The sequence below is a fragment of the Sphingomonas sp. Leaf23 genome (assembly GCF_001421585.1).
GTDB lineage: Bacteria > Pseudomonadota > Alphaproteobacteria > Sphingomonadales > Sphingomonadaceae > Sphingomonas.
Genome location: NZ_LMKR01000002.1, coordinates 467,898 through 493,562 on the forward strand (window position 1 = coordinate 467,898; position 25,665 = coordinate 493,562).

The following is a 25,665-nucleotide window of genomic DNA, read 5'->3' on the forward strand; positions in this document are numbered from 1 at the left end:
CAGGGGGAGGTCCATGGCAGACACGATAGCGCCACGGCAATGGCGGCACCACATCGCGCGCGCCACGGCGCTGATCGGCGCGGCATTGCTCGCCGGTTGCGCGACGCTCGTGCCCAAGGGGCCGGTCGAACAGGCACCGCCCACCACTACCCGTCCGCAGCCGACCCGGCCCGGCCCGGTGACCGGCGGCATTCCGGAGGACACGCAGCGCCACCGCGTCGCGCTGCTGGTGCCGCTGAGCGGGCCCAATGGCGGCGTCGGCCGCTCGATCGCCAATGCGACGCAGCTGGCCCTGCTCGACACGCGCAGCGAACGGGTGCGAATCACCACCTATGACACGGCGCTGGGTGCCGCCGCCGCCGCGCAGCGGGCGATCGAGGAGGGCAACCGGCTGATCCTCGGCCCGCTGCTTGCCGACGATGTGCGCGCGGTCGCGCCGATCGCGCGCGCGGCGAAGGTGCCGGTCATCAGCTATTCGAACGACGTGTCGGTCGCCGGGGGCGGTGCCTATCTGCTGGGCTATACCCCGGCGCAGTCGATCGATCGCGTCGTCGGCTATGCCCGCACCAACGGCATGACCCGGTTCGCCGGCCTTGTCCCCGCCGGCGTCTATGGCCAGCGCGCCTCGACCAGCTTCCTGCGCGCGGTGGAGCAGGCGGGCGGACAGGTCGTCTCGATCCAGACCTATGCGCGCGGCGGGATCGGCGCGGCGGTCGCCAAGCTGCCGAAGACCTCGCCCTATGAAGCGGTGCTGATCGCCGATCAGGCGGGACAGGCCGCGCTGGCGGTCCCCGCGATCCGCAAGTCCACCAGCCGTTCGGCCAAGGTGCTCGGCACCGAACTGTGGAACACCGAAACCGGGCTGGGATCGATGCCGGCGCTGAACGGTGCGTGGTATGCCAGCGTGTCGAACAGCCTGTATCGCCAGTTCGCGACCAAATACCGCGCCCGCTTCAACGCCGCGCCGTACCGCCTGTCGAGCCTTGGCTATGATTCGGTGCTGCTGACGGTGCGCATCGCCCGCGACTGGACGATCGGCCGCGACTTCCCCGAAAGCCGCCTGCGTGCCGAGGACGGTTTCGCCGGCCTCGACGGCGCCTTCCGCTTCGGCCGCGACGGCGTGGCGGAGCGCGCGCTGGAGGTGCAGGAGGTGCGTGCCGGCGGCGCGGTGACGGTTAGCCCGGCGGCAAGGACGTTCGGGGAGTAAGGCAGTGTTCGGATGGTTCGGCCAGCGTGACCGTCCGAAAGCCTGTCAGTATCTGCGACCGGGCCGGCTGCACCGGGTGATCAGGGCCTTTGTGGACCTCGATGGCCTGCTGCATCCGGTCGGTGAAACCTGGACTTTCCTACGCTGCGAAGCCTTTCTGCAGGAAGAGGGTATATCGTGGATCGTCGCAATGCCCGATGGATCGGAACTGCAGATCCGGTTGCAGCGTCGGCCGTATGACGAGCATGGTGTCCTCGAATATCTGGACGACCATGTCCTGCCCGCCGCTCGGCCCGGCGAGGACTGGCCGTTGCTGGTCATGCGCGACAGCGTCTGTCTTGCCGATGACGTCGATGCGCCGCACGCTTGCGTAGTCGACGTTCCGCGTGATGCAGATGCGACCGGGGTCGCGCGTGCGTTGCTATCGAGCGGTTGCCTTGCCGGCGTGGCGGGGCACACCACTTGGTCGATCGCAATGGGCCGGGACCGCGTGGTTTTTGGCGACCGCTGGGGACTGCGGTTTGTGCGCGCGGTGCGTCCCGATCCGTTGACCGCGCGGGCCGAGGCGTTCGAACGGATCGACGTGCGCTACTGGCAGCAACGCGATGCGCAGACGGTCATCGCGGCGCTGACCGGCCAATAACCCCTCACGCCACCCCGAACGGCACCACCATGTTATCGGCATAATGGCCGACATGCGCGCGCCCCAGATACGGCACGCCCATCGTCTTCGCCCATTTGGCGGCGATCTGCTCCTCGGTCTCGCCAAAGCCCGTATCGTCGGGATGGCGATCGGTCACCGCGCCCAGTCGGATGCCGGCGATGCCCTTCAGCTGCGTCGCTTCGCTTAGCTGCCAGAACAGGCGGTCGATGCGGTACAGGTCCTCGCCCACTTCCTCGACGATCACGACATGGTCGGTCAGGTCGGGCAGCCACGGCGTGCCGATCAGCGCGCACAGGATCACCAGGTTGAACGCAACGGTCGGCCGTCCGTCCAGCTCGGGCGCCAGCATCGTGCGATCGCGATTGACCAGCCAGGCGAGCGCGCGCGCCGCGCTGTTGGTGCCGCCCGCCTTGCCGACCTGCGCCGCCATCGGCCCGTGGATCGGCCGCCCGATCCGCCGGGCGTAAAGTGCCGCCAGCAGGAACCCCATGTCGGAAAAGCCGAGATAGCTCTTCGCCGCCGCCGCGCGGTTCAGCTGCGGCATCACCCTGTCGAGGATGCGGTTCGACCCGTATCCGCCGCGCGCGAACCAGATCGCGTCGAACCCCGGATCATTGGCGAATTCGAGGAACGCGGCCGCACGCTGTTCATCGGTGCCCGCGAAATGCCCGACGTCGAGAAAACACTGCGGATGGACCACCAGGTCGAGCGTCGGATAGGTGAGCGCGGCATAGCCCTGTGTCCGGGCCATCTGGTCCTCATCCACCCGCCGCGCCGGTGCCACGACTCCGATACGCATCACGCAACCCCGCTTGCCACTTCTGGCCAAGCTCGATAGCGCCGGGCGATGCTGTACGGCAAATCCTTCTTCCTCGTCGGGATCGGCGGGTCGGGCATGATGCCCCTCGCCATGATCCTTGCCGGACGCGGCGCGACCGTCGCCGGCTCCGACCGCTCGCTGGATCAGGCGAGCCTGCCTGCCAAGTTCGACGCGCTCCGCGCGCTCGGCATCGCGCTGTTTCCCCAGGATGGCAGCGGCATCGTGTCCGCCGGGCAGATCGTGGTCGCCTCCGCCGCGATCGAGCCGACCGTCGCCGATATCGTCGCCGCCGAACGGGTGGGTGCCAGGCGGATGGGCCGCGCCGAGCTGCTGGCCGAGCTGTTCAACGAAGCCCCGCTGTCGATCGGGGTGGCCGGTACCAGCGGCAAATCGACCGTGACCGGCATGATCGGCTTTATCCTCCACACGCTCGGCCGCGATCCGACCGTGATGAACGGCGCGGTGATGAAGGATTTCGCGGCCCCCGACCGCCCCTTCGCCAGCGCGCTGGTGGGGCAGGGGGATGCGTTCGTCAGCGAGGTCGACGAGAGCGACGGGTCGATCGCCTTCTATCGCCCGACCGTCGCGGTGCTGAACAATGTCAGCCTCGACCACAAGTCGCTCGACGAACTGCGCGCGCTGTTCGGTGGCTTTGCAGAGCGGGCGGGGCGGGTGGTCGTCAATGTCGGCGATGCCGAGGCGGCGGCGCTTGCCGCGACGATCCCGGCGGACAAGCGCACGACCTTCGCGGTCGAGGGCACTGCCGACCTCACCGCCCGCGCGATGGTGCTCGATCCCTTTGCCAGCCGGTTCGAACTGGTCGTGGACGGCGCGACCCATGACGTGCGGCTTGCCGTACCCGGCCGCCACAATGTCGCCAACGCCCTTGCCGCGATCGGCGCGGTTGCCGCCATCGGCGTGCCGATCGCCGATGCGGTGCGGGCGATCGCCGGTTTCTCAGGCCTCAAGCGCCGGTTCGAACTGGTGGGGCAGGCGGGCGGCGTCGCCGTGATCGACGATTTCGGCCACAACCCCGACAAGATCGCCGCGACCATCGCCACGCTGCGCAGCGCGCCCGGCCGCCTGTTGCTGCTGTTCCAGCCGCACGGCTATGGCCCGCTGAAGGTCATGCGCCGCGAACTGGTGGCGATGTTCGCCGATCGGCTGGCGGCGGACGACCTGCTGGTGCTGCCCGATCCGGTCTATCGCGGCGGCACCGTCGCGCGCGAGGTGACCAGCGCCGATATCGTCGCCGACCTGACCGCGCTGGGTACGCCGGCACGCCACATCGCCGATCGGGCGGATGCGGCGGCGTTCCTGGTCGAACAGGCGCGGGCGGGCGATCGCATCGTGGTGATGGGCGCGCGCGACGATACGCTGTCGGAACTGGCGGCGGGGATGGTGGCGCGGCTGGGATAGGCTCGCTGCCGATGCCCTTATCGTCACCCCGGACCTGATCCGGGGTCCCGCTTTATTGCCGACCGTAGGACAAGAAGCGGGACCCCGGCTCAAGGCCGGGGTGACGAGAGGCGGGACACCCAATCCTTACCAATTTCTTGACAACGCTGCCCCGCTCGGCGACCGACCAATATCGCAAGCAAATTGTCGAATTAGTCCGACAAGCGCTGAGAAGGGGAGGCCGCTTTGGCACAGACACGGGCGGGTTCCGCCACCACCGGGCTGGCGTTCGCCGCCGTCACCACGCTGTTCTTCGCATGGGGCTTCATCACCTCGCTGATCGACCCGCTGGTCGCGGCGGTGAAGGGCATCTTCACGCTGAGTGATTTCGAGGCGCAGTTTGCCGCATCGGCGTTCTTCCTCGCCTACGGCCTGATCTCGATGCCCGCCGCGATCCTGCTCGGTCGGTTGAAGGCGGTGCCCTCGATCCTGTTCGCGCTCATCACCATGGTCGTCGGCTGCCTGACGATGCTGGTCGCGGCGAACCTCGCGGTCTTCCCGATCGTGCTGCTCGGCCTGTTCATCCTCGCCTCGGGCATCACCATCCTGCAGGTCGCGGCGAACCCGCTGGCCGCCGCGCTGGGCGATCCGAAGCTCAGCCATTTCCGCCTGACGCTCAGCCAGACGTTCAATTCGTTCGGCACGTTCCTCGGGCCGCTGCTCGGCGCCAGCCTGTTCCTCGAAGGGGTCGAGGTGAAGGACGGCACGGTGCTGACCGAAGCGGTGCGCGCCGGCGCGCTGGCCGGGATCGACCGCGCCTATTTCTGGATCGCCGGGCTGATCGCGGCGTTGGCGGTATTCTTCTTCCTCAGCCGCAAGGTCGTGTCGGCCGCCGTGCCCGAAGCGCCGGCGAACACGCCGTCGCCCGCCGCCCTGCTGCGCGACGCCTTCTCGTCGCGCTGGGCGATCCTGGGGGCCGCCGCGATCTTCATCTATGTCGGCGCGGAAGTCGCGATCGGCACGCAGATGGCGCTGTTCCTGAACGGCGATACCGTGTGGGGCGCATCGGACGCGGCGTTCGGCGTGCCGCTGCTGGATCTGGCGATGGGTAGCGACGGGGTTCCCGGCGTTTCGCTGCAGGAAGCGGGCAAGGCGGTTGCCTTCTACTGGCTGGGCGCGATGATTGGCCGCGCGATCGGATCAGTGCTGCTGTCGAAGGTGAAGGCGCACAAGCTGCTGGCGCTGTTCACCGGCATCGCCGTCGCCATGTGCCTGTACGTCGCGCTGGTCGGCGGGGTCGGTGCGGGCTTCGTGGCGCTCGGCATCGGGCTGTTCAACTCGATCATGTTCCCGGTGATCTTCACCCTGACCCTCGAACGCTCGACCGCCAGCGAGGCGGCGACCTCCGGCCTGCTGTGCACCGCGATCTTTGGTGGCGCGGTCATTCCGCTGATCGTCGGGCTGGTGTCGGGTGCGGTCGGGCATGGCGCGGCGTTCGTCGTGCCGGCGTTGTGCTACGGAGCGCTCTGCGCTTTCGCCATCGCGGCGGGCCGCACGGCCCCACGCAACGCCGCGTCGACCAAGAGCCTGCACTGATCGTCGCAGCGGCCATGGTCTCCCGGCCCCGACATGATTAGGCTCGCCGCCTGACGTTCACGGGAGAGAGATCATGGTCGTTCGCGTTGTCCTGTTGTTATCCGCCCTCGCACTGCCGGCCACGCTGCCGGCACAGGTCCGCCAGCAGGGGGCGGGGGCGACGCAGGAACTGGACTGCGACGGCGGGGTCGCCACCGTCGAGGGTGCCGGCAACACCATGCGCATCACCGGGCGGTGCAGCGCGCTGGTGATCCAGGGGGCCGGCAACCGCGTCGTCATCGACCTCGCGCCACGCGGATCGGTTCGGATCGAAGGCGCCAGCAACACCGTCTTCTATCGCACTCCCGATGGCAGCAAGGCGCGCGTCAACATCGCCGGCGCGGGCAACCGGGTGTCGTTCCAGCGGTAGGATGTATCCGTCCGTCACCCCGGATCACGGTCGGGGTGACGGACGTTCCGGCGGGACGCTTACGCCACCACCCGATCGCCCAGCGCGACCTGCGCCAGCGCGATCGACCCCAGCGGCCCCGCCTGATCGCCCAGCGCGGGGGCAACGACATAGTCGCGCTCCGGCAGCGGCAGATAGCCGTTGATGCTGGCGCGCAGCGCCGGTTCGATCCGGGCCAGCAGATGCGGCTGCTTGTTCATCACCCCGCCGCCGATCGCGATCCGCTTGGGGCCGGTGGTGCACACCATCGCATGGCACATGGCGGTGATCGCCGCTTCGACCCGATCCCACACCGGATGATCCTCGGCGAGGGTCGAAACATGGACGTCGCCCAGCGCCGCCTTGATCCCCGTTCCCGATGCCAGCCCCTCGACGCAATCGTCATGGAACGGGCAGCCGCTGGGCAGCATGTCGCTGCGCAGCCGGGGGACGCGCAGATGGCCGATCTCGGCATGGCCGATCCCGCGCGTCGGCTTGCCGTTGACCAGCAGCCCGACGCCAACGCCGGTGCCGATCGTGACATAGGCAAAGTCGTCCAGCCCCTGCGCACAGCCCCACAGCATTTCGGCAAAGGCCGCGCCGTTGACGTCGGTATCGAACGCGCACGGCACGTCGAAGCCCTGCGACAGCGGACCCGCGACGTCGGTCATCGGCCAGTCGGGCTTGGTCGTCGCCAGGATATGGCCCCAGGTCGGCGACGCGGGGTCGAGGTCGACCGGGCCGAAGCTGGCGATACCCAGCGCCGCGAACCCGCCGGCGTCCCACCAGCGTTGCAGGATCGCGGCGATGGCGGGCAGGGTGACGGACGGATGCTCGGTCGGGACGGTTTCCTGCGCGATGATCCGGCCCGGTCCGTGCGCCAGCGTGCAAACGCATTTGGTGCCGCCCAGTTCGATCCCGGCCATCGGCAAAATGCCATGCGTCCCCTGCACCGCCGGATCGAAAGCCATGTTCATCCCCCAAAACCTTTTTACTTGTGAAAGGCGCGCAGCGTCGCAGGATTTGGTGAAAAAGGCAAATTGAAATCGGAATTATGCCGCCGATAGGACGAAGGCTCAGCGTGCCGGCGGGATCGGGGTATATTGCGCCGACACCAGCCGCCATCCACCGCCCGTCCGGCGCGCGACATAGCCGACGCGGATCGCCCGGACGGTGCCGCCCGGCATGGTCAGCTGCTTGCGTTCGGTCATCGATGCAAAGGCACCGTTCACGCGCACGACGCGTTCGTCCTGGCGCATCGGTGGCACCGGGTTGCGATGGTCGGGGGTGTAGAAGCCCAGCACCGCCGCACGGGAATCGACCGTGCCGACGGGCGAAATCTCGACATAATCGTCTGCCAGCGTGGCGGCGAGGGTGGCGGGATCGAAGGCGGCCCGTGCCGCATCGAACCGGTCGACCAGCGCCTCGACCGCCGCTGCCGGTTGCGGCGTGGCCACCGCCGATGCGCCGACGACCATCGTTGCCGCCGCGAGGATGCCGCCCAGAGCACCGTTTCGTCCGATCATTGCCCCTCCCTTGTCGCTAATCGCGATTTAACCATCCGTCACGATACTGGCCGATCCAGCCCTGAAGGCGACGCCATGCACAACGATGCCCAGTCCCCCGATCCGATCGCGCCAACCCGCCCCAGCGCGACCGGATGCGGCGCGCGGTTCGAACTGGCGCTGGTCGCCGCGTTTAAGGGCGGGGCGATACCGCTGGCACCACACCCGCCGCTGCCGCGCGGCTGATCCTCAGCCGGCGTCCTCCGCCTTCCACAGCGCGGTGGCGCTGGGCAGCAGGAAATGGCTGAACGGCAGGATCGCCGCGCCGACCGCCGGGGCATCCTCCGCCAGCATCGCGCGCCGCACCGGGGCCAGCGCGGGCACATTGGTCACCGTGTGCATCCGCGTGTTCAGCCGCTCGGCCAGCGTGTCGACATGCGCGCCGGGCAGCCGCCCGCCGACGAACACCGCCGCCGGATTGATGAGGCAGTTGATCGCGACCAGCGGTTCGACCAGCCGCTCGACCGACGCGTCGATCCACGCATCGACCACCGCCAGCAACGCGGGATCGTCACCGCGCGCGCCCAGCATGTCGGCCAGCGTAAAGCCCGCATCGCGCAACGGGTGCGACAACCCCGACAGCGACACGGTATGCTGGATCTGCGTCTGCCCGCCCCGGCCGTCGCTGCCCAACAGGAAGCCCAGCTCACCCGAACGGCCCTGCGCCCCGCGATAATAGCTGCCGTCGAGCACCAGCCCGCCGCCCAGCGCGGACGAGATCAGGACGTAGAAGAAACTGGCCTGGTGCTGGCCATGGCCCAGCTGCAACTCGCCCATCGCGGCGGCGGCGGCGTCGTTCTCCACGAAGACCGGCAGGTCGATCGGCTGGGCGAACAGCGCGGCCATGTCGACCGCTTCCCACGCGGTATAGCTTTCCGGCCGGCCGGGCAGGTCGACCGTGCCCAGATCGTCGGGCCGCGCCACGCCGATGCCGACGATGCGCTGCCGTTCGATCCCCGCCTCGGCGATCAGTCCGTCGACCGCCGATCGATAGAAGGCCGCCACGTCGTCGGGCATCGCGAAATCGACCTCGCGGGTGGCGCGTGCCAGCGTCTGTCCGGCGAAATCGACCAGCACGATCGTCACATGGTCGCGGTCGATATTGATGCCGATCGCGAAGCAGGCAGCGGGGTTCACCACCAGCTTCGTCGGCGGCTGCCCGCGCCCGCCGCGCCGCTGCCCGGCCTCCAGCACCAGCCCCTCGCCCAGCAGCCGCCGGGTGATGTTGGCGATCGCCGGCGGGGTCAGCCCGGTGATGTTGGCCAGTTCGATCCGCGTCAGCGATCCCGACACGCGGATCGCATGCAGCGTCACCCGCTGGTTATGGTCGGCCGCCCGTTCGAGGTTGGTGCCCGACAGGCGGATGGGCGCGCGCTCGGTCATCGCCGGCAAGCGGCCGCAAGGATGGGGGGCAAAACGCAAATCTCCCTGTACGACGGTCCTGCCGCCGGTTTGTCGGACAACAGCGTGGACCAGCCGTCCGGGCGGTTCAATCCGAAAATCACTATCGAAAAGGGCGGTTTGGGCGTTGACAACGCTGTCGGAATTGCCGAACGGAGCGTGAAGAGGAACGCGCGTCGCGAGGGCCGCGTCGGGGAGAGCGATGCGATGAAACCGGTTACGACGTTCTTGTTGGGCACCGCCCTGGTCCTGGGCGCGCTGCCCGCCGCCGCACAGACCGTGCCCGCGCCGGCCTCCGCCGCGACCGTCCATCCCGACATTTGGCCACAGGCGAACTGGCCGTACAAGACCGATCCCAAGATCGAGGCGCGCATCGCCGACCTGCTCAAGCGGATGACGCTGGAGGAAAAGGTGGGGCAGGTCGTGCAGGGCGATATCGCCAGCCTGACGCCCGAGGACGTGAAGCGCTATCACCTCGGCTCGGTGCTGAACGGTGGTAACTCGGCGCCCAACAACGACGAATTCGCGCCCGCGGCCGAATGGTTGAAGCTCGCCGACAAATTCTATGCGGCGTCGGTCGACACGTCGGGCGGCGGCGTCGGCATCCCCGTCATCTGGGGCACCGATGCGGTGCACGGCCACAGCAACATCGTCGGCGCGACGCTGTTCCCGCACAATGTCGGGTTGGGCGCGATGCACGACCCGGCCTTGATGCGAAAGATCGCGCAGGCGACCGCGGCCGAAATCCGCGCGACCGGCATCGAATGGACCTTCGCGCCGACGATCACCGTTCCGCAGGACCTGCGCTGGGGCCGCGCCTATGAAGGCTATTCGTCCGACCCGAAGCTCGTCGCCAGCTACGTCACCCAGTTCATCGAGGGGCTGCAGGGCACGCCCGGCTCGACCAACCAGCTGAAGGGTCCCTACGTCCTCGCCTCGACCAAGCATTTCCTGGCGGACGGCGGCACCTTCGGCGGGCAGGATCAGGGCGACGCGAAGATTTCCGAAACCCAGCTGCGCGACATCCACGGCACGCCCTATGTCTCGGCGATCAACGCCGGCGTGCAGACGGTCATGGCCAGCTTTTCGAGCTGGAACGGCGAAAAGATCACCGGGCACAAGGGCCTGATGACCGACGTGCTGAAAAAGCGCATGGGCTTTGGCGGGTTCATCGTCAGCGACTGGAACGCGCACGGCCAGGTCGCGGGCTGCACCAACGCATCGTGCCCGCGCGCGATCAACGCCGGCCTCGACATGTACATGGCGCCCGACAGCTGGAAGCCGATCTGGGAAAACCTGGTTAAGCAGGTGAAGTCGGGCGAAGTGCCGATGAGCCGCCTCGACGACGCGGTGTCGAACGTCCTGCGCGTCAAACTGCGCGCCGGCTTGTTCGAAGCGGGCAAGCCGTCGTCGCGGCCGCTGTCGGGCCAGTTCGACCTGCTCGGCAGCCCGCAGCATCGCGCCATCGCGCGCGAAGCGGTGGCGAAGTCGCTGGTGCTGCTCAAGAACAACGGCTCGCTGCTGCCGATCAAGGCCGGCGCGCGCGTGCTGGTCGCCGGTGACGGTGCGAACGATGTCGCGCGCCAGTCGGGCGGCTGGACGCTGACGTGGCAGGGGACGGGGATCGACCCGAAATATTTCCCCGGCGCGACCTCGATCTATCAGGGGCTGGAAGCAGCGGCGAAGGCGGCGGGCGGTTCGGCCATGCTGTCGGCCGATGGCAGCTTCACCGGCGCGAAGCCCGATGCGGCGATCGTCGTGTTCGGCGAAACGCCCTATGCCGAGTTCCAGGGCGACATCAAGACGCTGCAGCTGCGCCCCGAACTGCGTGCCCCCATCGAAACGATGAAGAAGCTGAAGGCGCAGGGCATTCCCGTCGTCGCCGTCATGCTGACCGGTCGGCCGCTGTTCGTGAACGCCGCGATCAACGCTGCCGACGCGTTCGTCGTCGCCTGGCTGCCCGGATCGGAAGGGGCCGGCGTCGCCGACGCACTGCTGAAGGACCGCAGCGGCAAGGCGAAGCGCGACTTTTCGGGCACGCTGTCGTTCGCCTGGCCCGCAACCGCCGACGCCACCGGCCCGACCCAGTTCCCACTGGGCTATGGCCTGACCGGTGCCAGCAAGACGACCGTGCCCGCGCTGTCGGAGGACCCGAAGGTCGCCGAGGTCGATGCCGGCGACGTGTTCATGGACAAGGGCCTGCCCGCGACCGCATGGTCGCTGGAGGTCGGCGGCGCCGGCACCGGCGGCAACACCCGCATCACCACCGTCCCCGCGCAGTCGGGTGCCGGCCGGGTGAAGGTCACCGCGACCGACCACGGCGTTCAGGAAGGGGCGCGCCGCTTCGTTGTCGATGGCACCGGCCCGGCGCAGATCCTGCTCAGCACCCAGTCGCCGGTCGACCTGACCCGCCAGACCAATGGCGACGTCATGCTGACCGCGACGATGCGCGTCGATGCCGCACCCACCAAGCCGGTCGCGCTGGCGCTGCGCAGTGGTCCGGGCGGCGGGCAGGTCGCGCTCGGCCGGATGGAGCAGCTGGGCGTCGGCCAGTGGAAGACGCTGGGCGTGCCGCTCAAATGCTTTGGCGGCAATGTGAACATGGCAAAGGTCGACACGCCCTTCGTCCTGACCACCGATGGCGCGCTGACCGTCAGCGTGGCGCGCGTGGCGCTCGGCACCACGGCGGACGTAAAGCTGACCTGCCCGAAGTAAAAAGCTCCTCCCCGCTGCGCGGGGAGGGGGACCATGCGCAGCATGGTGGAGGGGGGTGTCCGCAACCGGAACCGCTGCGTTGCGGGGCGATCCCACTCCACCATCGCCTTCGGCGACGGTCCCCCTCCCCGTGCCGGGGAGGATTTGCTACTCGCCGGACGACAACACACAGGGGCACGGCGATGAAGGCAATCTGGGCAGCGTTACTCCTCGCCACGGCCACCCCCGCCACCGCGCAGGAAGCCACCCCCGCCACCCCCACACCGCCGCGCGTCTCCGTGTCCGGCGGCATTGTCGAGGGCAAGGCCGAGGCCGACCGCACCGTCTTTCGCGGCATCCCCTTCGCCGCACCGCCGCTCGGCGCGAACCGCTGGCGCGAACCGCAGCCGGTGGTCGAATGGACCGGCATCCGCGCGGCGACCGACCGTGCGCCCGCCTGCCTCCAGAACGACTATGGCTGGAACCGCGCCGACCATGTGTTCGCCAGCGAAGACTGCCTGACGCTCGACGTCGGCACGCCGGCGCTGACCGGCAAACGCCCGGTGATCGTGTGGATTCACGGCGGCAGCAACCGCGCCGGATCGGCGGGCGACATGGCGCTGTCGTCGATCGGCAAGCGCGGGGTGGTCGTCGTCGCGCTCCAGTACCGGCTCGGCATCTTCGGCTTCCTGCCCCACCGGGCCCTGGCGGCGGAGGCCGATGGCAAGAGCGGCAATTACGGCCTGATGGACCAGATCGCGGCGCTGCGCTGGGTCCGCGATAATATCGCCAAGTTCGGCGGCGATCCCGATAACGTCACCATCGCCGGCGAAAGCGCCGGCTCGCAGGACGTGTCGCTGCTCCTCGCCTCGCCACTGGCGCGCGGATTGTTTGCCAAGGCGGCGATGGAATCGGGCACCCCCGGCTTCGGCCTGCCCTGGCGGCCCTTGAAGGAAGCGTTCCGCATCGGCGACCAATTGGACGTGCTGCTCGGCACCCGTGGCAGTGCACCGCTTCGCACCGCATCGCCCGCCGCGCTGCTGGCGGCCGACCTGAAGCTGCACGATGCGAAGCTGACCGCCGACGATTATCTGTACCTGCGCACCACCATCGACGGCGCGGTCCTGCCCGATACGCCCGACCGGCTGTTCGTCACCGCGCCCAAGCGGCCGGTCCTCCTCGGCAGCAACATGCTCGAACTCGACCTGCCCGGCGATCGCCCGGCACGCGACGGGTTCGTCGACCTGTCGTTCGGCACCAATGCAGAGGGTGCGCGGACCTTCTACCGCCTGGACGATGCCGACCCGCTGCCGCATCCGCGTCTGGGCACCCGCGACCAGCAGATCGCGACCGACGCGACCTTCCGCTGCCCGGCCGGCAACCTCGCCACCCTGCTCGCCACCCGCAACTGGCCGGTCTGGCGCTATGAGTTCGACCTGGCGCGCGACGGCGGGGCGGGGCCGACGACCCATGCGGCCGAAATCGACTATATCTTCAACGACCGCCGCGCCGGGCCGGTGTGGCTGCAGGATTACTGGGTCGCCTTTGCCACCACCGGCGATCCCAATGGCGATGGTCGCCCGGCCTGGACCCGCAGCGCGCGGGGCAAGCCCGCCAGCATCCTGTTCGACGCGCGCGGTGCGACCCCGCGCGACGGCGATATCCGCCCCGAAATCTGCCGCCTGCAAGGATCGTTATGACCCCTGATCGTCGCCATTTCCTCGGCCTTGCCGCCGGGGCCGCCCTGCTGCCCGCCGCCGCCTGTGCCGCGCAGGAGGAAAGCTGGGAGGTGAAGCACCAGCGCCAGCTCGCGACCGACTGGCCGTGGCTGGGGCGCTATGCCGCCGACAATGCCGCGCTCGCCGCGTCGGGGGCGAAGACCGACATCGTGTTCATGGGCGATTCGATCACCGAAGGGTGGCGCGGCAGCCGCCCCGACTTCTTCCGCCCCGGCCGCGTCGGACGCGGGATCAGCGGCCAGACGACGCCGCAAATGGTGCTGCGCATGATGGCCGACGTCGTCGCCCACCGTCCGAAGTTCGTCCACATCATGGCCGGCACCAACGACATCGCCGGCAATACCGGGCCGATGACCCCGGCGCAGACCCACGACAACCTCGCGATGATGGTGATGATCGCGCGGGCAGCCGGCATCGGCGTGCTGCTGGCGAGCGTACCGCCGGCGGACGGTTTCCCGTGGAAACCTGGCCTGCCGACCGTCGCCCTGATCCGCGCGATCAATGCGTGGATCAGGGACTATGCGGCGAAGAACCGCGTCACCTTCGTCGACTACACCCCGGCACTGGCGACGCCCGCCGGTGCGATGCGGCCGGGCTTTGCGAATGACGGCGTGCATCCGACGCCCGCCGGCTATGCCGCGATGGAGAAGGTGCTGACCCCGATCCTGCGCGCGAAGGGGTTGCCGGCCTGAACCCACCCAAAGCTGAACGAACCCGGCCAAGTCGCGACAATCCGACACAATTTTCCGCCCTTTGCGACAAACCCCTGCGACACGCGTTCGCCATTTTCACCTTCGACCCCGATGGTTCGACAAAGGAGAAAAGGGATGAAGAAGTTCGCACTGATGCTCGCCGGTCTTGGCGTTGCGCTGACCGCCCTGCCTGCCGCCGCCCAGCCGTGGCAGTCGGTCAACCAGCGCCAGGCGCAGATCGAGCGCCGCATCGATCAGGGCATCCGCAACGGCTCGCTCAGCCGGCGTGAAGCGGTGAACCTGCGCGCCGAATTCCGCCAGATCGCCAATCTCGAACAGCGCTATCGCCGCTCGAACGGCCTGTCGATGCAGGAACGCCGCGACCTCGACCGCCGCTTCGACGCGCTGGCGTATAAGGTCCGCGTCGACAAGCACGACCGCAACGGCCGCCCGGGCCATCGCCGCTAACGGCTTCGCCGCTCCCTCCCTCTCCCGCCGGGAGAGGGAAGGGGCCCGCCCGGCGCAGCCGGGTGGGAAGGGTGAGGGTAAAGACTAACCTCCCGCGACGAATGCCCCGATCAACCCGGCTTCGTCGCCCAATCGCCCCGGCACGACGACCGCCGTCGTGACCGGGGTGAGCAGGTTGGTCCGCACCCGCGCGTCCAGCGCCGCGATCAATCCGGTCGCATTGGCCAGCCCCCCGCCGACCGGCACGATCGTGGCCGACACCGCGTGCAGCAGCATCGCGATCGGCCCGCCGAGCAGGTCGCAGAACCACGCGACCGTCGCCGCCGCCTGCACATCGCCCGCCTCCGCCCCGCGCGTGATCGCGATGCTGTCCGCCTCCACGCCGTGCAGAAACCGGTGCAGCCGCTCCAGCCCGCGCGCGCTGCCGATCGTGTCGAGACACCCCCGCCGTCCGCAACCGCACGCAAAGACCGGCATCGCCTCGGGCGCCACGGGGCTGGCATGGATCACCTGTCCGTGTCCCCATTCGCCGCCGATCCCGCCAGCACCACTGACGATCCGCCCGCGTTCGACCAGCCCGCCACCGACCCCGGTGCCCAGGATGATGCCGAACACCCGCTCATGCCCCTTGGCCGCGCCCAGCGTCGCCTCGGCCAGCACGAACGCATCGGCATCGTTCACCACGGTCACCGGCAGCGCCAGCGCCGCGCGCAGGTCGTCCGCCAGCCGCCGACCATCGATGCACGGGATGTTCGCACTGGTCACGACCCCGCCGACCGGATCGACCAGCCCGGCGGTCGCGATCGACACGGCCGCGCAGGGAACCGCCTCCGCAGCCTCCGCAAAGATCGCGACGAACCCCGCCCAATCATCGACAGGGGTGCGGGTCTTGCGCCGCCACACGATCCGGGCTGCGTCGTCGAACGCGGCGATGTCGACGAACGAGCCGCCGACATCGGCGCACAGCCGCATCGCGCCTATTCCGCGCCCAGCCACTTCAGCCGGAACGCGCGCTGCTGTGCGGTCGGCGCGCGCCCGACCGTCTCGCCGCGCACGATCTGCAGCGTCGGATCGGCCACCGGGGTCAGCGTCGCCACGCGCTCAATCCCGCGCTGGCGATACCGCAGCTCGACCGGCGTACCGGGCTTCAGCGCCGCGACGCCCGCCGTCCACGCCGCCACGCTGCCGACCGGCTGCCCGCCCAGCGACAGCAGCACGTCGCCGCGATCCACCCCGGCGGCGAACAGCGGCGTGTTCTGCGCCGGCGACAGCGCCAGCGTCACCCCGTCCGCTTCCTGCGTCGCATTGGCCCGCCCGATCCAGCCGGTACCCGGTGCCGCCGCGCGCAGCACCAGCCCGGCCTGATCCAGCAGCGGCGTGAAATCGGGCAGGAAGCTGCCCTCGATCGACCGGTCGAAAAACTGGTCGGCAAACGCCTTGTCCCCGGTCAGCGTGGTCAGCGCCGCGCGCAGGTCGGCGGGGGTATAGGACCGCTCGGTCGCGCCATGCGTCTGCCACAACAGCCGCATGTAATCGTCGAGGGTCTTGCCCGGAAACCGCTGGCGCAGCTGCAGGTCGAGCGACAGGCCGATCACCGCGCCATAGGGGTAATAGGAGACGAAGATGTTCGGCTCGACCGGATCGATCGTGGTCGCCGCATCGACGAACGGCGCGCGGAGACTCATTTCCTGCGGCGAGGCATTGGTCCGTGCGGCGATGCGCGCCGGGCTGTTGACCACCCCGTTCACCATGCCGCCCATCTCGTCCAGCCATTCATCGACCGACGACAGCCCGGCACGGCGGATCGCCAGCGGCCCGTAGTAGCTGGTGAACCCCTCGGCCAGCCACAGCGAGGGGGTCGGGTTGGCGCGGGTGAAGTCGAACGGCTCCAGCTCGCGCGGGCGCAGCCGCTCGACGTTCCAGCTGTGGAAGAACTCATGCGCCAGCGTGCCGAGCTGGTCGTCCTTCGCCTCGGCCAGCGATCGTTTGTCGGTGATGATCGTCGAGTTACGATGCTCCATCCCGTCGCCGTTCACCGACGGGCGATAGTCGGCGATGAAGGTATAGGTGCCGAAATCATAGGGCGCGGGCGCGCCGAAGATCCTGATCTCCTCGGCCACGACCTTCTTCGCCTTCGCGGTGAAGCGGTCCATGTCGGCAGCGGTGCCGCCATGGTGCAGCGTCAGGCGATACGTCTTGCCCGCCTCCTGCCATTCGCGGACCATATGGTCCGACAGCTCGGTCGGGCTGTCCATGAAATATTGCAGGTTCGGCGCCCAATAGCTGCCCGGCGCGGTGCCGGCGGGCAACTGCGTCGCGACCTTCCAGGTCGGGTCGGGACTGGTGAAGCGCACGCTGATCGGCTGCGCGTCATATCCGTTCGCCCACAGGAACGTCGCGGGCATGTTCAGATGGGCGTGGGTCGCATCGATCTGCGCATAGGTGCCGTCACCCCGGTCGCCATACAGTGTGTAGGCGACGACGACCGTGCCGTCATGGCCCGCCACGCTCCAGGCATAGGGATCGGTGCGCGTCAGCTTGAGCGGCCGCCCGGCGCCGTCGGTCGCGCTGACGTCATAGACGTTCTTGGCGAATTCATGGATCGCATAGCGGCCGGGCGACGAGCGCGACATCTGCACGCGCAACGGGCCGGCGGGCACCGATCGCCACGTCGCGACGATCCGCGCGCGATGATGCTGCGCCTGCGGGAACGACACGGCATAGCTGACCGGCGCATTCGCCCCCGGATCGCGCGCGGCGGTCTGCGCGACCGGCGCGGTCTGCGCGGCGGCGGGCAGGGCGAGGCAGGAGGCCAGCAACACGGCGACCAGCGAACGAACCATGGCAATTCCCCTTCGAGTTGGGCTGCTTGTAGCGGGCAGGGGGGGCGGATTGGAAGGGTGGAGCGCGCCACTTCCCGACGACCCTTCGTATCCCGCCCGCGCGGGGATACGGCACATGGCGGTCAGATCCCGTAGAATGCCCGCGCCGCGCCACCCATCAACCGCGCCCGCTCGCCTTCCGACAATGCGAGAGTCAGCACCCGCACCGTCGCCAGCCAGTCGCCATAGCTGTCGCCCGCCACCGACAGCACCGGCCAGTCGCTGCCCCACAGCAACCGTTTCCCGAACCATCCGACCAATCGTTCGACCATGCCGCCAAGCGCCAGCGGATCGGCCCCCGCCGCCTGTTCGGTGCGCAGCCCCGACAGCTTGCACCACACCGACGGCCGCGCCGCCAGCGCCGCCATCCCGGCCGCCCAGTCGGCATCGCCCGGCGGCGCCGGCTTGGCGGCGTGATCGATCACGATCTTCAGGTCCGGCCAGCGATCGGCCAGGGTCGCCAGCACGCCCAGATGCCGCGGCTGGACCAGCGCATCGAACCGCAGCCCGTGCGCGACCATCGCCGCCACCCCGCGCGCCACATCGTCGCGCAGCAGCCAGTCGCTATCGGCGATCGCCTGCACCATCGGCCTGAGGCCCAGCAGCCTGGGGTTCGCCGCCAGCGCCGCGATCCGCTCGGGCGCCTGCGGGCCGTCCAGCGCGACCCAGCCGACCACCCCCGCGACCCACGGATCGGCGTCGGCCATCTCCAGCAGCCAGTCGGTTTCGCGGTCGTCGGTCTGCGCCTGCACCAGCACGACCCGCTCGACCGGCGCATCCCCCATCGCCGCGCGCGCATCGGCCAACGAATGGCTGCGATACAGCGCGCCATCGGTCACCGCCGGCCAGCCATGGAACGGCGCATCGATCCGCCACACATGCAGATGCGCATCGACGATGCCGCTCATCCCGCCTCCCTCCTCGCCGACAGAGTGGCGTGAGGCGGGGGCGCAACGCAACCCCGTCCGTCACCCCGGATCACCCGACGCAGCGCCGCCGGCCGCTAAATATCCTCGATCACCACCCGCTCGAACAACACATCGCCCGCGCGCACCCGGTCGCCGGTCTGCATGCCCTCCGCCAGCACGAACGGCGCCGGCGTCAGCAGCACGATGGTCGAACCATGTTCGAACCACCCCATTTCCTCTCCCTGACGCACCGCCACATCGATTTCGGCCACCGGCTCCGCCCGTTCGCGCAACAGCTTGACCGTATCGAGGAAGGTCAGCCGGATCGCCGCGACCAGGATCGCCGCCACCGGCACCAGCAGGATCGGCGTCCCGTCGCCCAGCCGCATCCGCACCGTCGCCCGTTCGTTGCGGCAATATAGCCGGTCGACCCGCTTCAGTGCCGGCGGATTCACGTTGAAACAATCGCCGGGGAAATAGCGCACCCGCTCGACCCGCCCGTCCTGCGGCGCATGAAACCGGTGATACATGCCGGCGGTCAGCCGCAGCGTGACGAAGCTCCCGCCCAGATACGCCTCGCCCTCGCCCCCGGTCAGCTCGGCGATCGAATAGCGTTTCCCCTTGGCCTGCACGATCGAATCGCCGGTTACGCTTCCGCTGGCGACGATGATCCCGTCGGATGGCGACGCTACCTGATGCCCCCGCGCCGAAAACGTCCGCGCGCCGGGCCGCAACCGCCGGATGAAGCAGGCGTGCATCGATGGCCAGCGCGTCTCCGCCGCATCGGACAGGTCGACATCGCAAAAGCTCCGCCACACCGCGATCGACGCCTTCGCCACCAGCGGCTGTTCGACCTTGCTGAACCACCCCATCGCGCGGGTCAGCGTCCGACGCGGCAGCCAGTTGGTCGCGGCATAGTTCAGCGATTCGATATCGGTCAGCCGGGCGATGGCGCGGTTGAGCCGGGAGGGTGCGGGCGAGGGGGCGGTGCGGTCCATGACCGTCATCAATATTTCCTTATCGGGTCATATTTGCGTCAGCCATGATGCCTCTTGCCCTCGCATTCGCCGCCGGAGTCGCCGGTCTTGCCGCCACCAAGGGGCGCGCCCGCCTGGCGCTCAGCCGCGCCAAGCACGGCTCGCTGACCGGCCATGTCCGCTGGGGCCAGCGCATCGCGCGCCAGATCGCGTTCTACGACTATGACGACGCGCGCTTCTTCGCCGCCGACGATGCCCCGGCCGAGATCGCCGAACAGCGTCGCGCCGGCTTCGAACGCCTCTCCGCGCTCTACGCCACCCGTTTTCCCAACACGGTCGCCGCGACCAAAGAATTGCGCGAGGGGCTGTCCGACCTGCAATTCACCGGCCGCTACCGCGTACCGTTCCAGTTCAGCGCGAAGGTCCGCGAGCAATTGTCGACCGGTGCCTTCTACCAATCCTCGTCGGGCGTCACCGTCACCGACCTCGACGGTAACGTCTTCTACGACCTCGCCGGCTCCTACGGCGTCAACCTGTTCGGCCATGATTTCTACAAGGACTGCATTGCGCAAGGGAGCGCACGCGTCGCCGATCTCGGCCCGGTGCTCGGCAACTACCATCCGGTCATCGCTGCCAATGTCGCGCGGCTGAAGGCGATCAGCGGCATGGACGAGGTGTCGTTCCACATGTCGGGCACCGAAGCGGTGATGCAGGCGGTGCGCCTCGCGCGCTATCACACCGGCCGCCGCCGCGTGGTGCGCTTCGCCGGGGCCTATCATGGCTGGTGGGGCGATGTGCAGCCGGGCATCGGCAACCCGACCCCAGCCGACAACACGCTTACCCTGTCCGAACTGTCCGACCGCACGCTGCACGTCCTCGCCACGCGCAAGGATATCGCCTGCGTCCTCGTCAACCCGCTCCAGGCGATGCACCCGAACAAGGGCGCGCCGTCCGACGGCACGATGATCGACAGCAGCCGCGCCGCGCATCTCGACCGCGCCGCCTATCGCGACTGGCTGGTCAGGCTGCGCGACGTCTGCACGCGGGCCGGCATCGTCCTGATCTTCGACGAAGTGTTCATGGGCTTCCGCTTGGCGAAGGGCGGCATGGCCGAGGCGTTCGGCGTAGCTCCCGACATGGTGACCTATGGCAAGACGCTGGGCGGTGGCTTACCCATCGGCGTCGTGTGCGGCCGCGCCGACCTGATGCGGCGCTTCCGCCCGGAAAACCCCGCCGACATCTGCTTCGCGCGCGGCACGTTCAACGCGCACCCCTATGTGATGGGGGCGATGGACGTGTTCCTCGAACGGCTCGACAGCCCTGAGGTACAGGCGATGTACGCGGGCGTCGACGCCCGCTGGGATGCGCGGCTGGCGCAATTCAACGCGGCGATGGCGGCCGCCGACCTGCCCGTGCGCGCGGCGGGCATGCAGACGGTGTGGACGATCACCTACACCATACCGTCGCGCTACAACTGGATGCTGCAATATTATGCCCGCGCCGAGGGGCTGGCATTGAGCTGGGTCGGCACCGGCCGCCTGATCTTCAGCCTCAATTACGACGACGCCGCCTTCGCCGAAGTCGTCGCGCGGTTCGTGCAGGCGGCACGGGCGATGCGGAGCGACGGCTGGTGGTGGACCGCCCCCGGCACCACCAACAAGATGCTGCGGCGACAGGTGCTGAAGGAAACCCTGTCGCGGCGGCTGGGGCGGGGATAGCCGCTCCCCCGCCAAAGGCCAAGGGACGGCCGGATCGCTGCCGGCCGCACCTCGATCGCGACTGCTGCTTACCCCCGCCGGGCGTCGGCTGCCGCGTGCAGCGCCTCGATGATCGCCCGGTTCGCCTGATGGCCCGACAGGTCCTGCGCCAGCGTGGCATAGCCCTCGCGGCGCAATGCCTGCCGGATCTGGTTCACCGAAGAAAAGTCACCCGACGCAGCCAGTTCGACTGCGCGGGCAAGGGCGGGGGTGTCGCGGGTCATCGGGGGATCGCTCGCCGGATCAGCCGTTGCGCACCCACGGCGTCCGCACGACCGTGCCGGCGATCAACTTCTTGCCGAACGCCTTGCGCATCGTGTCGGCCGCATCACCATTCTTCAGCACGACATGCGTACCACCCGAATGCAGCGTCTCGATCGCGCTGATCGACGCGCCATGCTTGCGGCACAGCGCTTCCACATCGGCGCGCGCGATGCCCACGTTCATCGCCCGCGAAGTCGTCACCGCGGTCGGGGTGCCCCGTCGCCAATCGTCCTGCATGTCGGTCCAGTCATCATTCGAGCAAACGGACCGCCGGGCCACGCGGAGAGGGTCGACCGGCCGGCGCCGGTAGCGGGACCAGCCGGGTTCGACGGGGCCAGATCGTATATGGGGTGCCGCCGGCGCGTTAACAGGTGGCGGGCGCGGATAATGTTGCAGGGGCGGAACGAGCGGGGTTTCGCTCCGCCATGGCTGTGCCGGAACGTGCTTTCCTACACCGCGACGCCCTGCCACGCTCGCCGCCGCTCTTTCTCCCCGTCGAGCCCCTCAGTCGCAATTAATGCGACCGGTTCGCAAGTGCGCAAATCGGTCGCGAGTGTGAACTTTGTGAACTTTGGCGGCCCGCCATGGGCAAAGCCCATGGCGTTGGACGGCGCTTTTCGCGCCGCCGGCCGGGCGCGCCTTTAGGCTTGGCGCAGCGTTCGCTGCGCCTTGCCCGGCGCTTAGTGCCGCGCCGCCTCCTGCAAATCCGTATCGATCCGCGCGCCCTTCAACAGCTGCACCGGCGCTTTCCGGTACAGGATGAAGTCGTTGAACGGATCGGTGATGATCTTGGTCGCCCACACGATCCCGGTCATCACGTCGCGCTGGATGAACAGCTGGATCACCCGGAACAGCAGGCCCCCGACCGCGAACGCCAACCACAGCAGCGCCAGGTGCCGCAGGAACCCGACGAACCCGACATGCGGTTCGAACACCCCGAAGAAGGTCGGGTCGAGCAGTAGCGGGATCGGCGTCGCCGCCCACAGCCCCATGAAGACGACCTTGCGGAACAGGTTGTACCCGACCTTGATCTCTTCCTTATGTTCGTGCGTCGCCTGGTTCATATGATCGTAGGTCTTGGGCTCGAAGAAGAAATGCCCCGACTGCCGCGCGGTCATCGCCACCAGCCAGCCGAGCAGGCTCGCCACCGCCGGGTCGATCCACACGACCACATAGGCGATCAGGAACGTGGTCGCGCTGACGAAGTGCAGCGCCTGGTTGATGATGCTGTGGTGGTAATAGCGATGATCGTCCCACCGCTGTTCGTGCAACGCTTCCTTGAATCCGGGCATTGTCCAAGCCTTTGAAAAAAATGTGGTTCAGGCGGTCGCGCCGAGCGCGGGCGTCGGGTGGTTGTCCTGTCCGGCCGCGCCGGCGCGGCGGAAGCACACCAGCGAGAAATGGCCGAGCGGGGGCAGCGGCCGGCGCTCGACCAGCTCCGCCTGCGGGTTGCGCGCCGCCCAGTCGCCATAGATCGACCACGGGAAATCGGTGCGCCAGCCAAGGCGACTGGTGATGGGCATCAGCGCGCGCTCGATTCTGGCGCGGACACCGGCCTCCGCGCCCAGCCGGGTCGCGATCACGATCATGCCGCCGGGCCGCACCACGCGCAGGAACTCGCTCAAGGCGCGGTCGGGATGCGGCACAGCCGACACGACATATTGCGCGACCACCACGTCGAACGACGCATCGTCGAAATCCAGCGCCTCGGCATCGCCGATCGCGATCCGCTCGACATGATCCAGCCGCAACCGCTTCACCCGGTCGCGCGCCTTGTCCAGCATCTGGTCGGCGATATCGATGCCGGTGATCCGGCTCTCGGCGCGATAGTGCGGCAACGAGATGCCGGTGCCGACGCCCACCTCGAGGATACGGCCGCCGACCGTCTCGGCCGCGTCGATCGCCGCGCGGCGGCCCCGGCGGAACACCGGCCCGAATACCAGGTCATAGATGGGCGCCCAGCGATCATAGGCGCTCGCCACGCCGACGCGGTTCAATTCCTGAGCCAATCCGTGAGTTTCCTTGTCCAGCGCCGTGCGGCTTGTCTGGCCAGCCACAATGACGCCGATCGATGACAGGCCAATGGCGGAGGCGTGTCAGCAAGGTTTCAATTTGATGAGAGCGGCCGTCACACCCGCGCAATACTATTGTCGCCGAGGCGCGTTACTGCATCGCCATCGCCAGGACGCAAGTCCGGCCCACTATCGTGGGGAAATACGATGACGACGGCATTTGTATCCCGGACCGATCGGCAAAAGTCGCCGGAAACGCCTGCAAAGTCGCTGGCGCGCAAGATACCGGACTGGATTAACGATCCGCAAAGCTATCAGGCGGAGGGTCCGAAAAAGTCCTACCGCACCGTCTTCATTTCCGACGTCCATCTCGGCACGCCGGGATGCAGCGCGACCCAGCTGGTCGACTTCCTCCATTCGTTCGAATGCGAGACGCTGTACCTGGTCGGCGATATCGTCGACGGGTGGCAGATCCGGCGCGGCTGGTACTGGCCGTCCAGCCATAACGACGTCATCCGCTCGATCCTGAAGTTCGCGCGCCGCGGCACCCGCGTCATCTATATCCCCGGCAACCATGACGAGGCATTTCGCGACTATACCGGTCTCGAATTCGGCGGCGTGGAAATGGTCGAGGAGGATATCCACGAAACCGCCGACGGCCGCCGCCTGCTGGTGCTGCACGGCGACAAGTTCGACGGCGTGGTGCTCTATGCCAAGTGGCTCGCCTTCCTCGGCGACTATGCCTACACCGCGCTGCTGAAGGCCAACAGTGTGTGGAACTTCACCCGGCGCAAGCTCGGCCTGCCCTATTGGTCGCTGTCGGCCTATGCCAAGCATCGCGTGAAGAACGCGGTGAACTTCATCGGCCGGTTCGAGGAAACGGTGGCGCATGCGGCCGCCGAACACGGCGTCGACGGCGTGGTATGCGGCCATATCCACACCGCCGAGATCCGCCAGATCGGCGACATCATGTACTATAATGACGGCGACTGGGTGGAGAGCTGCACCGCGCTGGTCGAGGATCATGCCGGCGCCATGTCGCTGATCGACTGGCGTGCGCTGACCTGGGAAAAGGAACTGGCAAAGGCGGCGGGCAGCGTCGACGCCGCGCCCCACGCGGTCGCCACCGCGTGAGGATCGCGATCGTCAGCGACGCGTGGAGCCCGCAGGTCAACGGCGTCGTCCGCACGTTGCAGACGACGATCGGCCGCCTGCAACAACGCGGGCACATCGTCGAAACCTACACCCCCGACGGCTTCGCCACCCGGGCCTGCCCCGGCTATCCCGAAATCCGGCTGGCGCTGGGCTGCGGGCCGGAACTGGGCCGGCGGATCGAAGCCTTCCGGCCCGACGCGATCCACATCGCGACCGAAGGGCCGCTCGGCTGGGCGGCGCGGGGCTGGTGCCGGCGGCATGGCGCGCGCTTCACCACCTCGTTCCATACCAATTTCGCCGACTATCTGGCGATGCGGACGCATCTGCCGGCCGGGCTGTTCTGGCCGTTCCTGCGCCGCTTCCATGCCCGCGCCAGCGGGGTGATGACCGCCACCGCCCGCGTCGCCGCCTCGCTGCGCGACCATGGCATCGCCCATACAAGGCGCTGGTCGCGCGGTGTCGACCTGTCCTTGTTCAAACCCGATGGCGGGCAACTGGACGTCGCCACCCTGCCGCGCCCGATCCTGCTCCATGTCGGGCGGATCGCGGTCGAAAAGAATATCGAGGCGTTCCTGGCGCTCGACGTGCCGGGCACCAAGCTGCTGGTCGGTGACGGCCCGGCGCGCGCCGAACTGGAGCGCCGCTATCCGCTCGCCCAGTTCATCGGGTTGAAACAGGGCGCGGCGCTCGCCGCCGCCTATCGCGCCGCCGACGTGCTGGTCTTCCCCAGCCGCACCGACACCTTCGGGCTGGTGATGATCGAGGCGCTGGCGTGCGGCACGCCGGTCGCGGGCTATCCGGTACCGGGACCGCTCGACATCATCGGGCTGGACGGCATGGGTGGCGGCACGCAGCGGATCGGCGCGGTCGACGACGATCTGGCGGTGGCCGTCGCCCAGGCGCTGACCGCCGATCGCGACGCCTGCGCCCGCGCCGGCACCGCCTATTGCTGGTCGCACTGCACCGACCAGTTCGTCGGCAATCTGGTCGATGCCGGGATTGCCGCCCGACCGGTGCTGGCGGCGGCATAGCCCCTTGT

The 25,665-nt window shown here is 68.6% G+C and carries 25 protein-coding genes; 13 read left to right on the top strand and 12 right to left on the bottom strand.

Going from position 1 to position 25,665, the window contains the following annotated elements; genetic code table 11:
* The first annotated feature begins 13 nt into the window (after window positions 1-13).
* Together ASE67_RS06050 and ASE67_RS06055 are read left to right on the top strand one after the other, a co-directional pair.
* Window positions 14-1,207: a penicillin-binding protein activator gene (locus tag ASE67_RS06050; RefSeq protein WP_055757850.1), complete on the top strand. Its 1,194-nt coding sequence runs from the start codon at window positions 14-16 to the stop codon at window positions 1,205-1,207.
* 91 nt (window positions 1,208-1,298) lie between these two features.
* Window positions 1,299-1,850: a hypothetical protein gene (locus ASE67_RS06055; RefSeq protein WP_235511809.1), complete on the top strand. Its 552-nt coding sequence runs from the start codon at window positions 1,299-1,301 to the stop codon at window positions 1,848-1,850.
* 4 nt (window positions 1,851-1,854) lie between these two features.
* Here ASE67_RS06055 and ASE67_RS06060 read toward each other — a convergent pair whose 3' ends face one another.
* A complete protein-coding gene (locus tag ASE67_RS06060) occupies window positions 1,855-2,670 on the bottom strand; it encodes an LD-carboxypeptidase (RefSeq protein ID WP_055757855.1) in 816 nt (271 codons plus the stop codon).
* A gap of 48 nt (window positions 2,671-2,718) precedes the next feature.
* Between ASE67_RS06060 and ASE67_RS06065 the strand changes: the two genes are divergently transcribed.
* From ASE67_RS06065 to ASE67_RS06075, 3 genes are all read left to right on the top strand, one after another.
* Complete coding sequence (locus ASE67_RS06065; RefSeq protein WP_055757858.1) at window positions 2,719-4,110, top strand: UDP-N-acetylmuramate--L-alanine ligase; 1,392 nt, start codon at window positions 2,719-2,721, stop codon at window positions 4,108-4,110.
* Window positions 4,111-4,335: 225 nt separating this feature from the next.
* Window positions 4,336-5,685 (top strand): MFS transporter, encoded by a 1,350-nt coding sequence (locus ASE67_RS06070; protein WP_055757861.1) that lies wholly within the window; start codon window positions 4,336-4,338, stop codon window positions 5,683-5,685.
* Between the two features lie 73 nt (window positions 5,686-5,758).
* Window positions 5,759-6,094 (top strand): DUF3060 domain-containing protein, encoded by a 336-nt coding sequence (locus ASE67_RS06075; RefSeq protein ID WP_055757864.1) that lies wholly within the window; start codon window positions 5,759-5,761, stop codon window positions 6,092-6,094.
* A 59-nt stretch (window positions 6,095-6,153) separates the two neighbouring features.
* Here ASE67_RS06075 and ASE67_RS06080 read toward each other — a convergent pair whose 3' ends face one another.
* A complete protein-coding gene (locus tag ASE67_RS06080) occupies window positions 6,154-7,089 on the bottom strand; it encodes an ROK family protein (protein ID WP_235511810.1) in 936 nt (311 codons plus the stop codon).
* Between the two features lie 99 nt (window positions 7,090-7,188).
* Window positions 7,189-7,638 carry a nuclear transport factor 2 family protein gene (locus tag ASE67_RS06085; protein ID WP_055757868.1) on the bottom strand — a complete coding sequence of 150 codons (450 nt, stop codon included), beginning with the start codon at window positions 7,636-7,638 and terminating at the stop codon, window positions 7,189-7,191.
* A gap of 75 nt (window positions 7,639-7,713) precedes the next feature.
* On the opposite strand from ASE67_RS06085, the gene ASE67_RS18135 reads away from it, so the two are divergent.
* On the top strand, window positions 7,714-7,863 hold the full coding sequence (locus ASE67_RS18135) for a hypothetical protein (RefSeq protein ID WP_156348527.1): 150 nt from the start codon (window positions 7,714-7,716) through the stop codon (window positions 7,861-7,863).
* Window positions 7,864-7,866: 3 nt separating this feature from the next.
* Here the strand turns inward: ASE67_RS18135 and ASE67_RS06090 are convergent, their stop codons facing one another.
* Complete coding sequence (locus tag ASE67_RS06090; RefSeq protein WP_055757871.1) at window positions 7,867-9,060, bottom strand: ROK family transcriptional regulator; 1,194 nt, start codon at window positions 9,058-9,060, stop codon at window positions 7,867-7,869.
* A 225-nt stretch (window positions 9,061-9,285) separates the two neighbouring features.
* On the opposite strand from ASE67_RS06090, the gene ASE67_RS06095 reads away from it, so the two are divergent.
* The 4 genes from ASE67_RS06095 (at window position 9,286) to ASE67_RS06110 (ending at window position 14,671) form a co-directional block, all read left to right on the top strand.
* On the top strand, window positions 9,286-11,793 hold the full coding sequence (locus tag ASE67_RS06095; protein ID WP_055759218.1) for a glycoside hydrolase family 3 protein: 2,508 nt from the start codon (window positions 9,286-9,288) through the stop codon (window positions 11,791-11,793).
* 182 nt (window positions 11,794-11,975) lie between these two features.
* Complete coding sequence (locus ASE67_RS06100) at window positions 11,976-13,472, top strand: carboxylesterase/lipase family protein (protein ID WP_055757874.1); 1,497 nt, start codon at window positions 11,976-11,978, stop codon at window positions 13,470-13,472.
* On the top strand, window positions 13,469-14,203 hold the full coding sequence (locus ASE67_RS06105; protein ID WP_055757877.1) for a GDSL-type esterase/lipase family protein: 735 nt from the start codon (window positions 13,469-13,471) through the stop codon (window positions 14,201-14,203). Before ASE67_RS06100 ends, ASE67_RS06105 begins: the two co-directional genes overlap by 4 nt.
* A 135-nt stretch (window positions 14,204-14,338) precedes the next feature.
* Window positions 14,339-14,671 carry a hypothetical protein gene (locus tag ASE67_RS06110; protein WP_055757880.1) on the top strand — a complete coding sequence of 111 codons (333 nt, stop codon included), beginning with the start codon at window positions 14,339-14,341 and terminating at the stop codon, window positions 14,669-14,671.
* An 84-nt stretch (window positions 14,672-14,755) separates the two neighbouring features.
* On the opposite strand, the gene ASE67_RS06115 is transcribed toward ASE67_RS06110, so the two are convergent.
* From ASE67_RS06115 to asd, 4 genes are all read right to left on the bottom strand, one after another.
* The gene (locus ASE67_RS06115) at window positions 14,756-15,643 is read right to left on the bottom strand and encodes an ROK family protein (RefSeq protein WP_055757883.1); all 888 of its coding nucleotides are present in this window, start codon (window positions 15,641-15,643) and stop codon (window positions 14,756-14,758) included.
* Between the two features lie 5 nt (window positions 15,644-15,648).
* Entirely contained in the window at window positions 15,649-17,514 is a 1,866-nt protein-coding gene (locus tag ASE67_RS06120; RefSeq protein WP_055757886.1) for a M61 family metallopeptidase, read from the bottom strand.
* Between the two features lie 122 nt (window positions 17,515-17,636).
* Entirely contained in the window at window positions 17,637-18,461 is an 825-nt protein-coding gene (locus tag ASE67_RS06125) for an amidohydrolase family protein (protein WP_055757889.1), read from the bottom strand.
* Between the two features lie 95 nt (window positions 18,462-18,556).
* Entirely contained in the window at window positions 18,557-19,468 is a 912-nt protein-coding gene (gene asd, locus ASE67_RS06130) for an archaetidylserine decarboxylase (RefSeq protein WP_235511811.1), read from the bottom strand.
* A gap of 35 nt (window positions 19,469-19,503) precedes the next feature.
* Here asd and ASE67_RS06135 point away from each other — a divergent pair, with 35 nt between their 5' ends.
* Window positions 19,504-21,156: an aminotransferase class III-fold pyridoxal phosphate-dependent enzyme gene (locus tag ASE67_RS06135; protein ID WP_055757892.1), complete on the top strand. Its 1,653-nt coding sequence runs from the start codon at window positions 19,504-19,506 to the stop codon at window positions 21,154-21,156.
* Between the two features lie 68 nt (window positions 21,157-21,224).
* Here the strand turns inward: ASE67_RS06135 and ASE67_RS06140 are convergent, their stop codons facing one another.
* The 4 genes from ASE67_RS06140 to ASE67_RS06155 form a co-directional block, all read right to left on the bottom strand.
* Entirely contained in the window at window positions 21,225-21,419 is a 195-nt protein-coding gene (locus ASE67_RS06140; protein WP_055757897.1) for a hypothetical protein, read from the bottom strand.
* A gap of 19 nt (window positions 21,420-21,438) precedes the next feature.
* The gene (locus ASE67_RS06145; RefSeq protein WP_235511812.1) at window positions 21,439-21,642 is read right to left on the bottom strand and encodes a hypothetical protein; all 204 of its coding nucleotides are present in this window, start codon (window positions 21,640-21,642) and stop codon (window positions 21,439-21,441) included.
* Between the two features lie 497 nt (window positions 21,643-22,139).
* Window positions 22,140-22,751, bottom strand: a complete 612-nt coding sequence (locus ASE67_RS06150; protein WP_055757902.1) for a hypothetical protein — start codon at window positions 22,749-22,751, stop codon at window positions 22,140-22,142.
* 27 nt (window positions 22,752-22,778) lie between these two features.
* Window positions 22,779-23,468, bottom strand: coding sequence for a class I SAM-dependent methyltransferase (locus ASE67_RS06155; protein WP_082456972.1), 690 nt, complete (start codon window positions 23,466-23,468; stop codon window positions 22,779-22,781).
* Window positions 23,469-23,678: 210 nt separating this feature from the next.
* On the opposite strand from ASE67_RS06155, the gene ASE67_RS06160 reads away from it, so the two are divergent.
* Together ASE67_RS06160 and ASE67_RS06165 are read left to right on the top strand one after the other, a co-directional pair.
* Window positions 23,679-24,605 carry a UDP-2,3-diacylglucosamine diphosphatase gene (locus ASE67_RS06160; RefSeq protein WP_055757905.1) on the top strand — a complete coding sequence of 309 codons (927 nt, stop codon included), beginning with the start codon at window positions 23,679-23,681 and terminating at the stop codon, window positions 24,603-24,605.
* Window positions 24,602-25,657, top strand: a complete 1,056-nt coding sequence (locus tag ASE67_RS06165; RefSeq protein ID WP_055757908.1) for a glycosyltransferase family 4 protein — start codon at window positions 24,602-24,604, stop codon at window positions 25,655-25,657. The genes ASE67_RS06160 and ASE67_RS06165 overlap by 4 nt, the downstream gene beginning before the upstream one ends.
* Window positions 25,658-25,665 lie beyond the last annotated feature (8 nt).

Bases quoted from the DNA above. Each gene is read 5' to 3' on its own strand.
- ASE67_RS06110 (WP_055757880.1), top strand. From the start codon at position 14,339: ATGAAGAAGTTCGCACTGATGCTCGCCGGTCTTGGCGTTGCGCTGACC.
- ASE67_RS06140 (WP_055757897.1), bottom strand. From the start codon at position 21,419: ATGACCCGCGACACCCCCGCCCTTGCCCGCGCAGTCGAACTGGCTGCG.
- ASE67_RS06085 (WP_055757868.1), bottom strand. From the start codon at position 7,638: ATGATCGGACGAAACGGTGCTCTGGGCGGCATCCTCGCGGCGGCAACG.
- ASE67_RS06160 (WP_055757905.1), top strand. From the start codon at position 23,679: ATGACGACGGCATTTGTATCCCGGACCGATCGGCAAAAGTCGCCGGAA.
- ASE67_RS06095 (WP_055759218.1), top strand. From the start codon at position 9,286: ATGAAACCGGTTACGACGTTCTTGTTGGGCACCGCCCTGGTCCTGGGC.
- ASE67_RS06135 (WP_055757892.1), top strand. From the start codon at position 19,504: ATGATGCCTCTTGCCCTCGCATTCGCCGCCGGAGTCGCCGGTCTTGCC.
- ASE67_RS06060 (WP_055757855.1), bottom strand. From the start codon at position 2,670: ATGCGTATCGGAGTCGTGGCACCGGCGCGGCGGGTGGATGAGGACCAG.
- ASE67_RS06100 (WP_055757874.1), top strand. From the start codon at position 11,976: ATGAAGGCAATCTGGGCAGCGTTACTCCTCGCCACGGCCACCCCCGCC.
- ASE67_RS06090 (WP_055757871.1), bottom strand. From the start codon at position 9,060: ATGACCGAGCGCGCGCCCATCCGCCTGTCGGGCACCAACCTCGAACGG.
- ASE67_RS06115 (WP_055757883.1), bottom strand. From the start codon at position 15,643: ATGCGGCTGTGCGCCGATGTCGGCGGCTCGTTCGTCGACATCGCCGCG.
- ASE67_RS06105 (WP_055757877.1), top strand. From the start codon at position 13,469: ATGACCCCTGATCGTCGCCATTTCCTCGGCCTTGCCGCCGGGGCCGCC.
- ASE67_RS06150 (WP_055757902.1), bottom strand. From the start codon at position 22,751: ATGCCCGGATTCAAGGAAGCGTTGCACGAACAGCGGTGGGACGATCAT.
- ASE67_RS06065 (WP_055757858.1), top strand. From the start codon at position 2,719: ATGCTGTACGGCAAATCCTTCTTCCTCGTCGGGATCGGCGGGTCGGGC.
- ASE67_RS06145 (WP_235511812.1), bottom strand. From the start codon at position 21,642: ATGAACGTGGGCATCGCGCGCGCCGATGTGGAAGCGCTGTGCCGCAAG.
- ASE67_RS06120 (WP_055757886.1), bottom strand. From the start codon at position 17,514: ATGGTTCGTTCGCTGGTCGCCGTGTTGCTGGCCTCCTGCCTCGCCCTG.
- ASE67_RS06075 (WP_055757864.1), top strand. From the start codon at position 5,759: ATGGTCGTTCGCGTTGTCCTGTTGTTATCCGCCCTCGCACTGCCGGCC.
- ASE67_RS06125 (WP_055757889.1), bottom strand. From the start codon at position 18,461: ATGAGCGGCATCGTCGATGCGCATCTGCATGTGTGGCGGATCGATGCG.
- ASE67_RS06050 (WP_055757850.1), top strand. From the start codon at position 14: ATGGCAGACACGATAGCGCCACGGCAATGGCGGCACCACATCGCGCGC.
- ASE67_RS18135 (WP_156348527.1), top strand. From the start codon at position 7,714: ATGCACAACGATGCCCAGTCCCCCGATCCGATCGCGCCAACCCGCCCC.
- asd (WP_235511811.1), bottom strand. From the start codon at position 19,468: ATGACGGTCATGGACCGCACCGCCCCCTCGCCCGCACCCTCCCGGCTC.
- ASE67_RS06080 (WP_235511810.1), bottom strand. From the start codon at position 7,089: ATGAACATGGCTTTCGATCCGGCGGTGCAGGGGACGCATGGCATTTTG.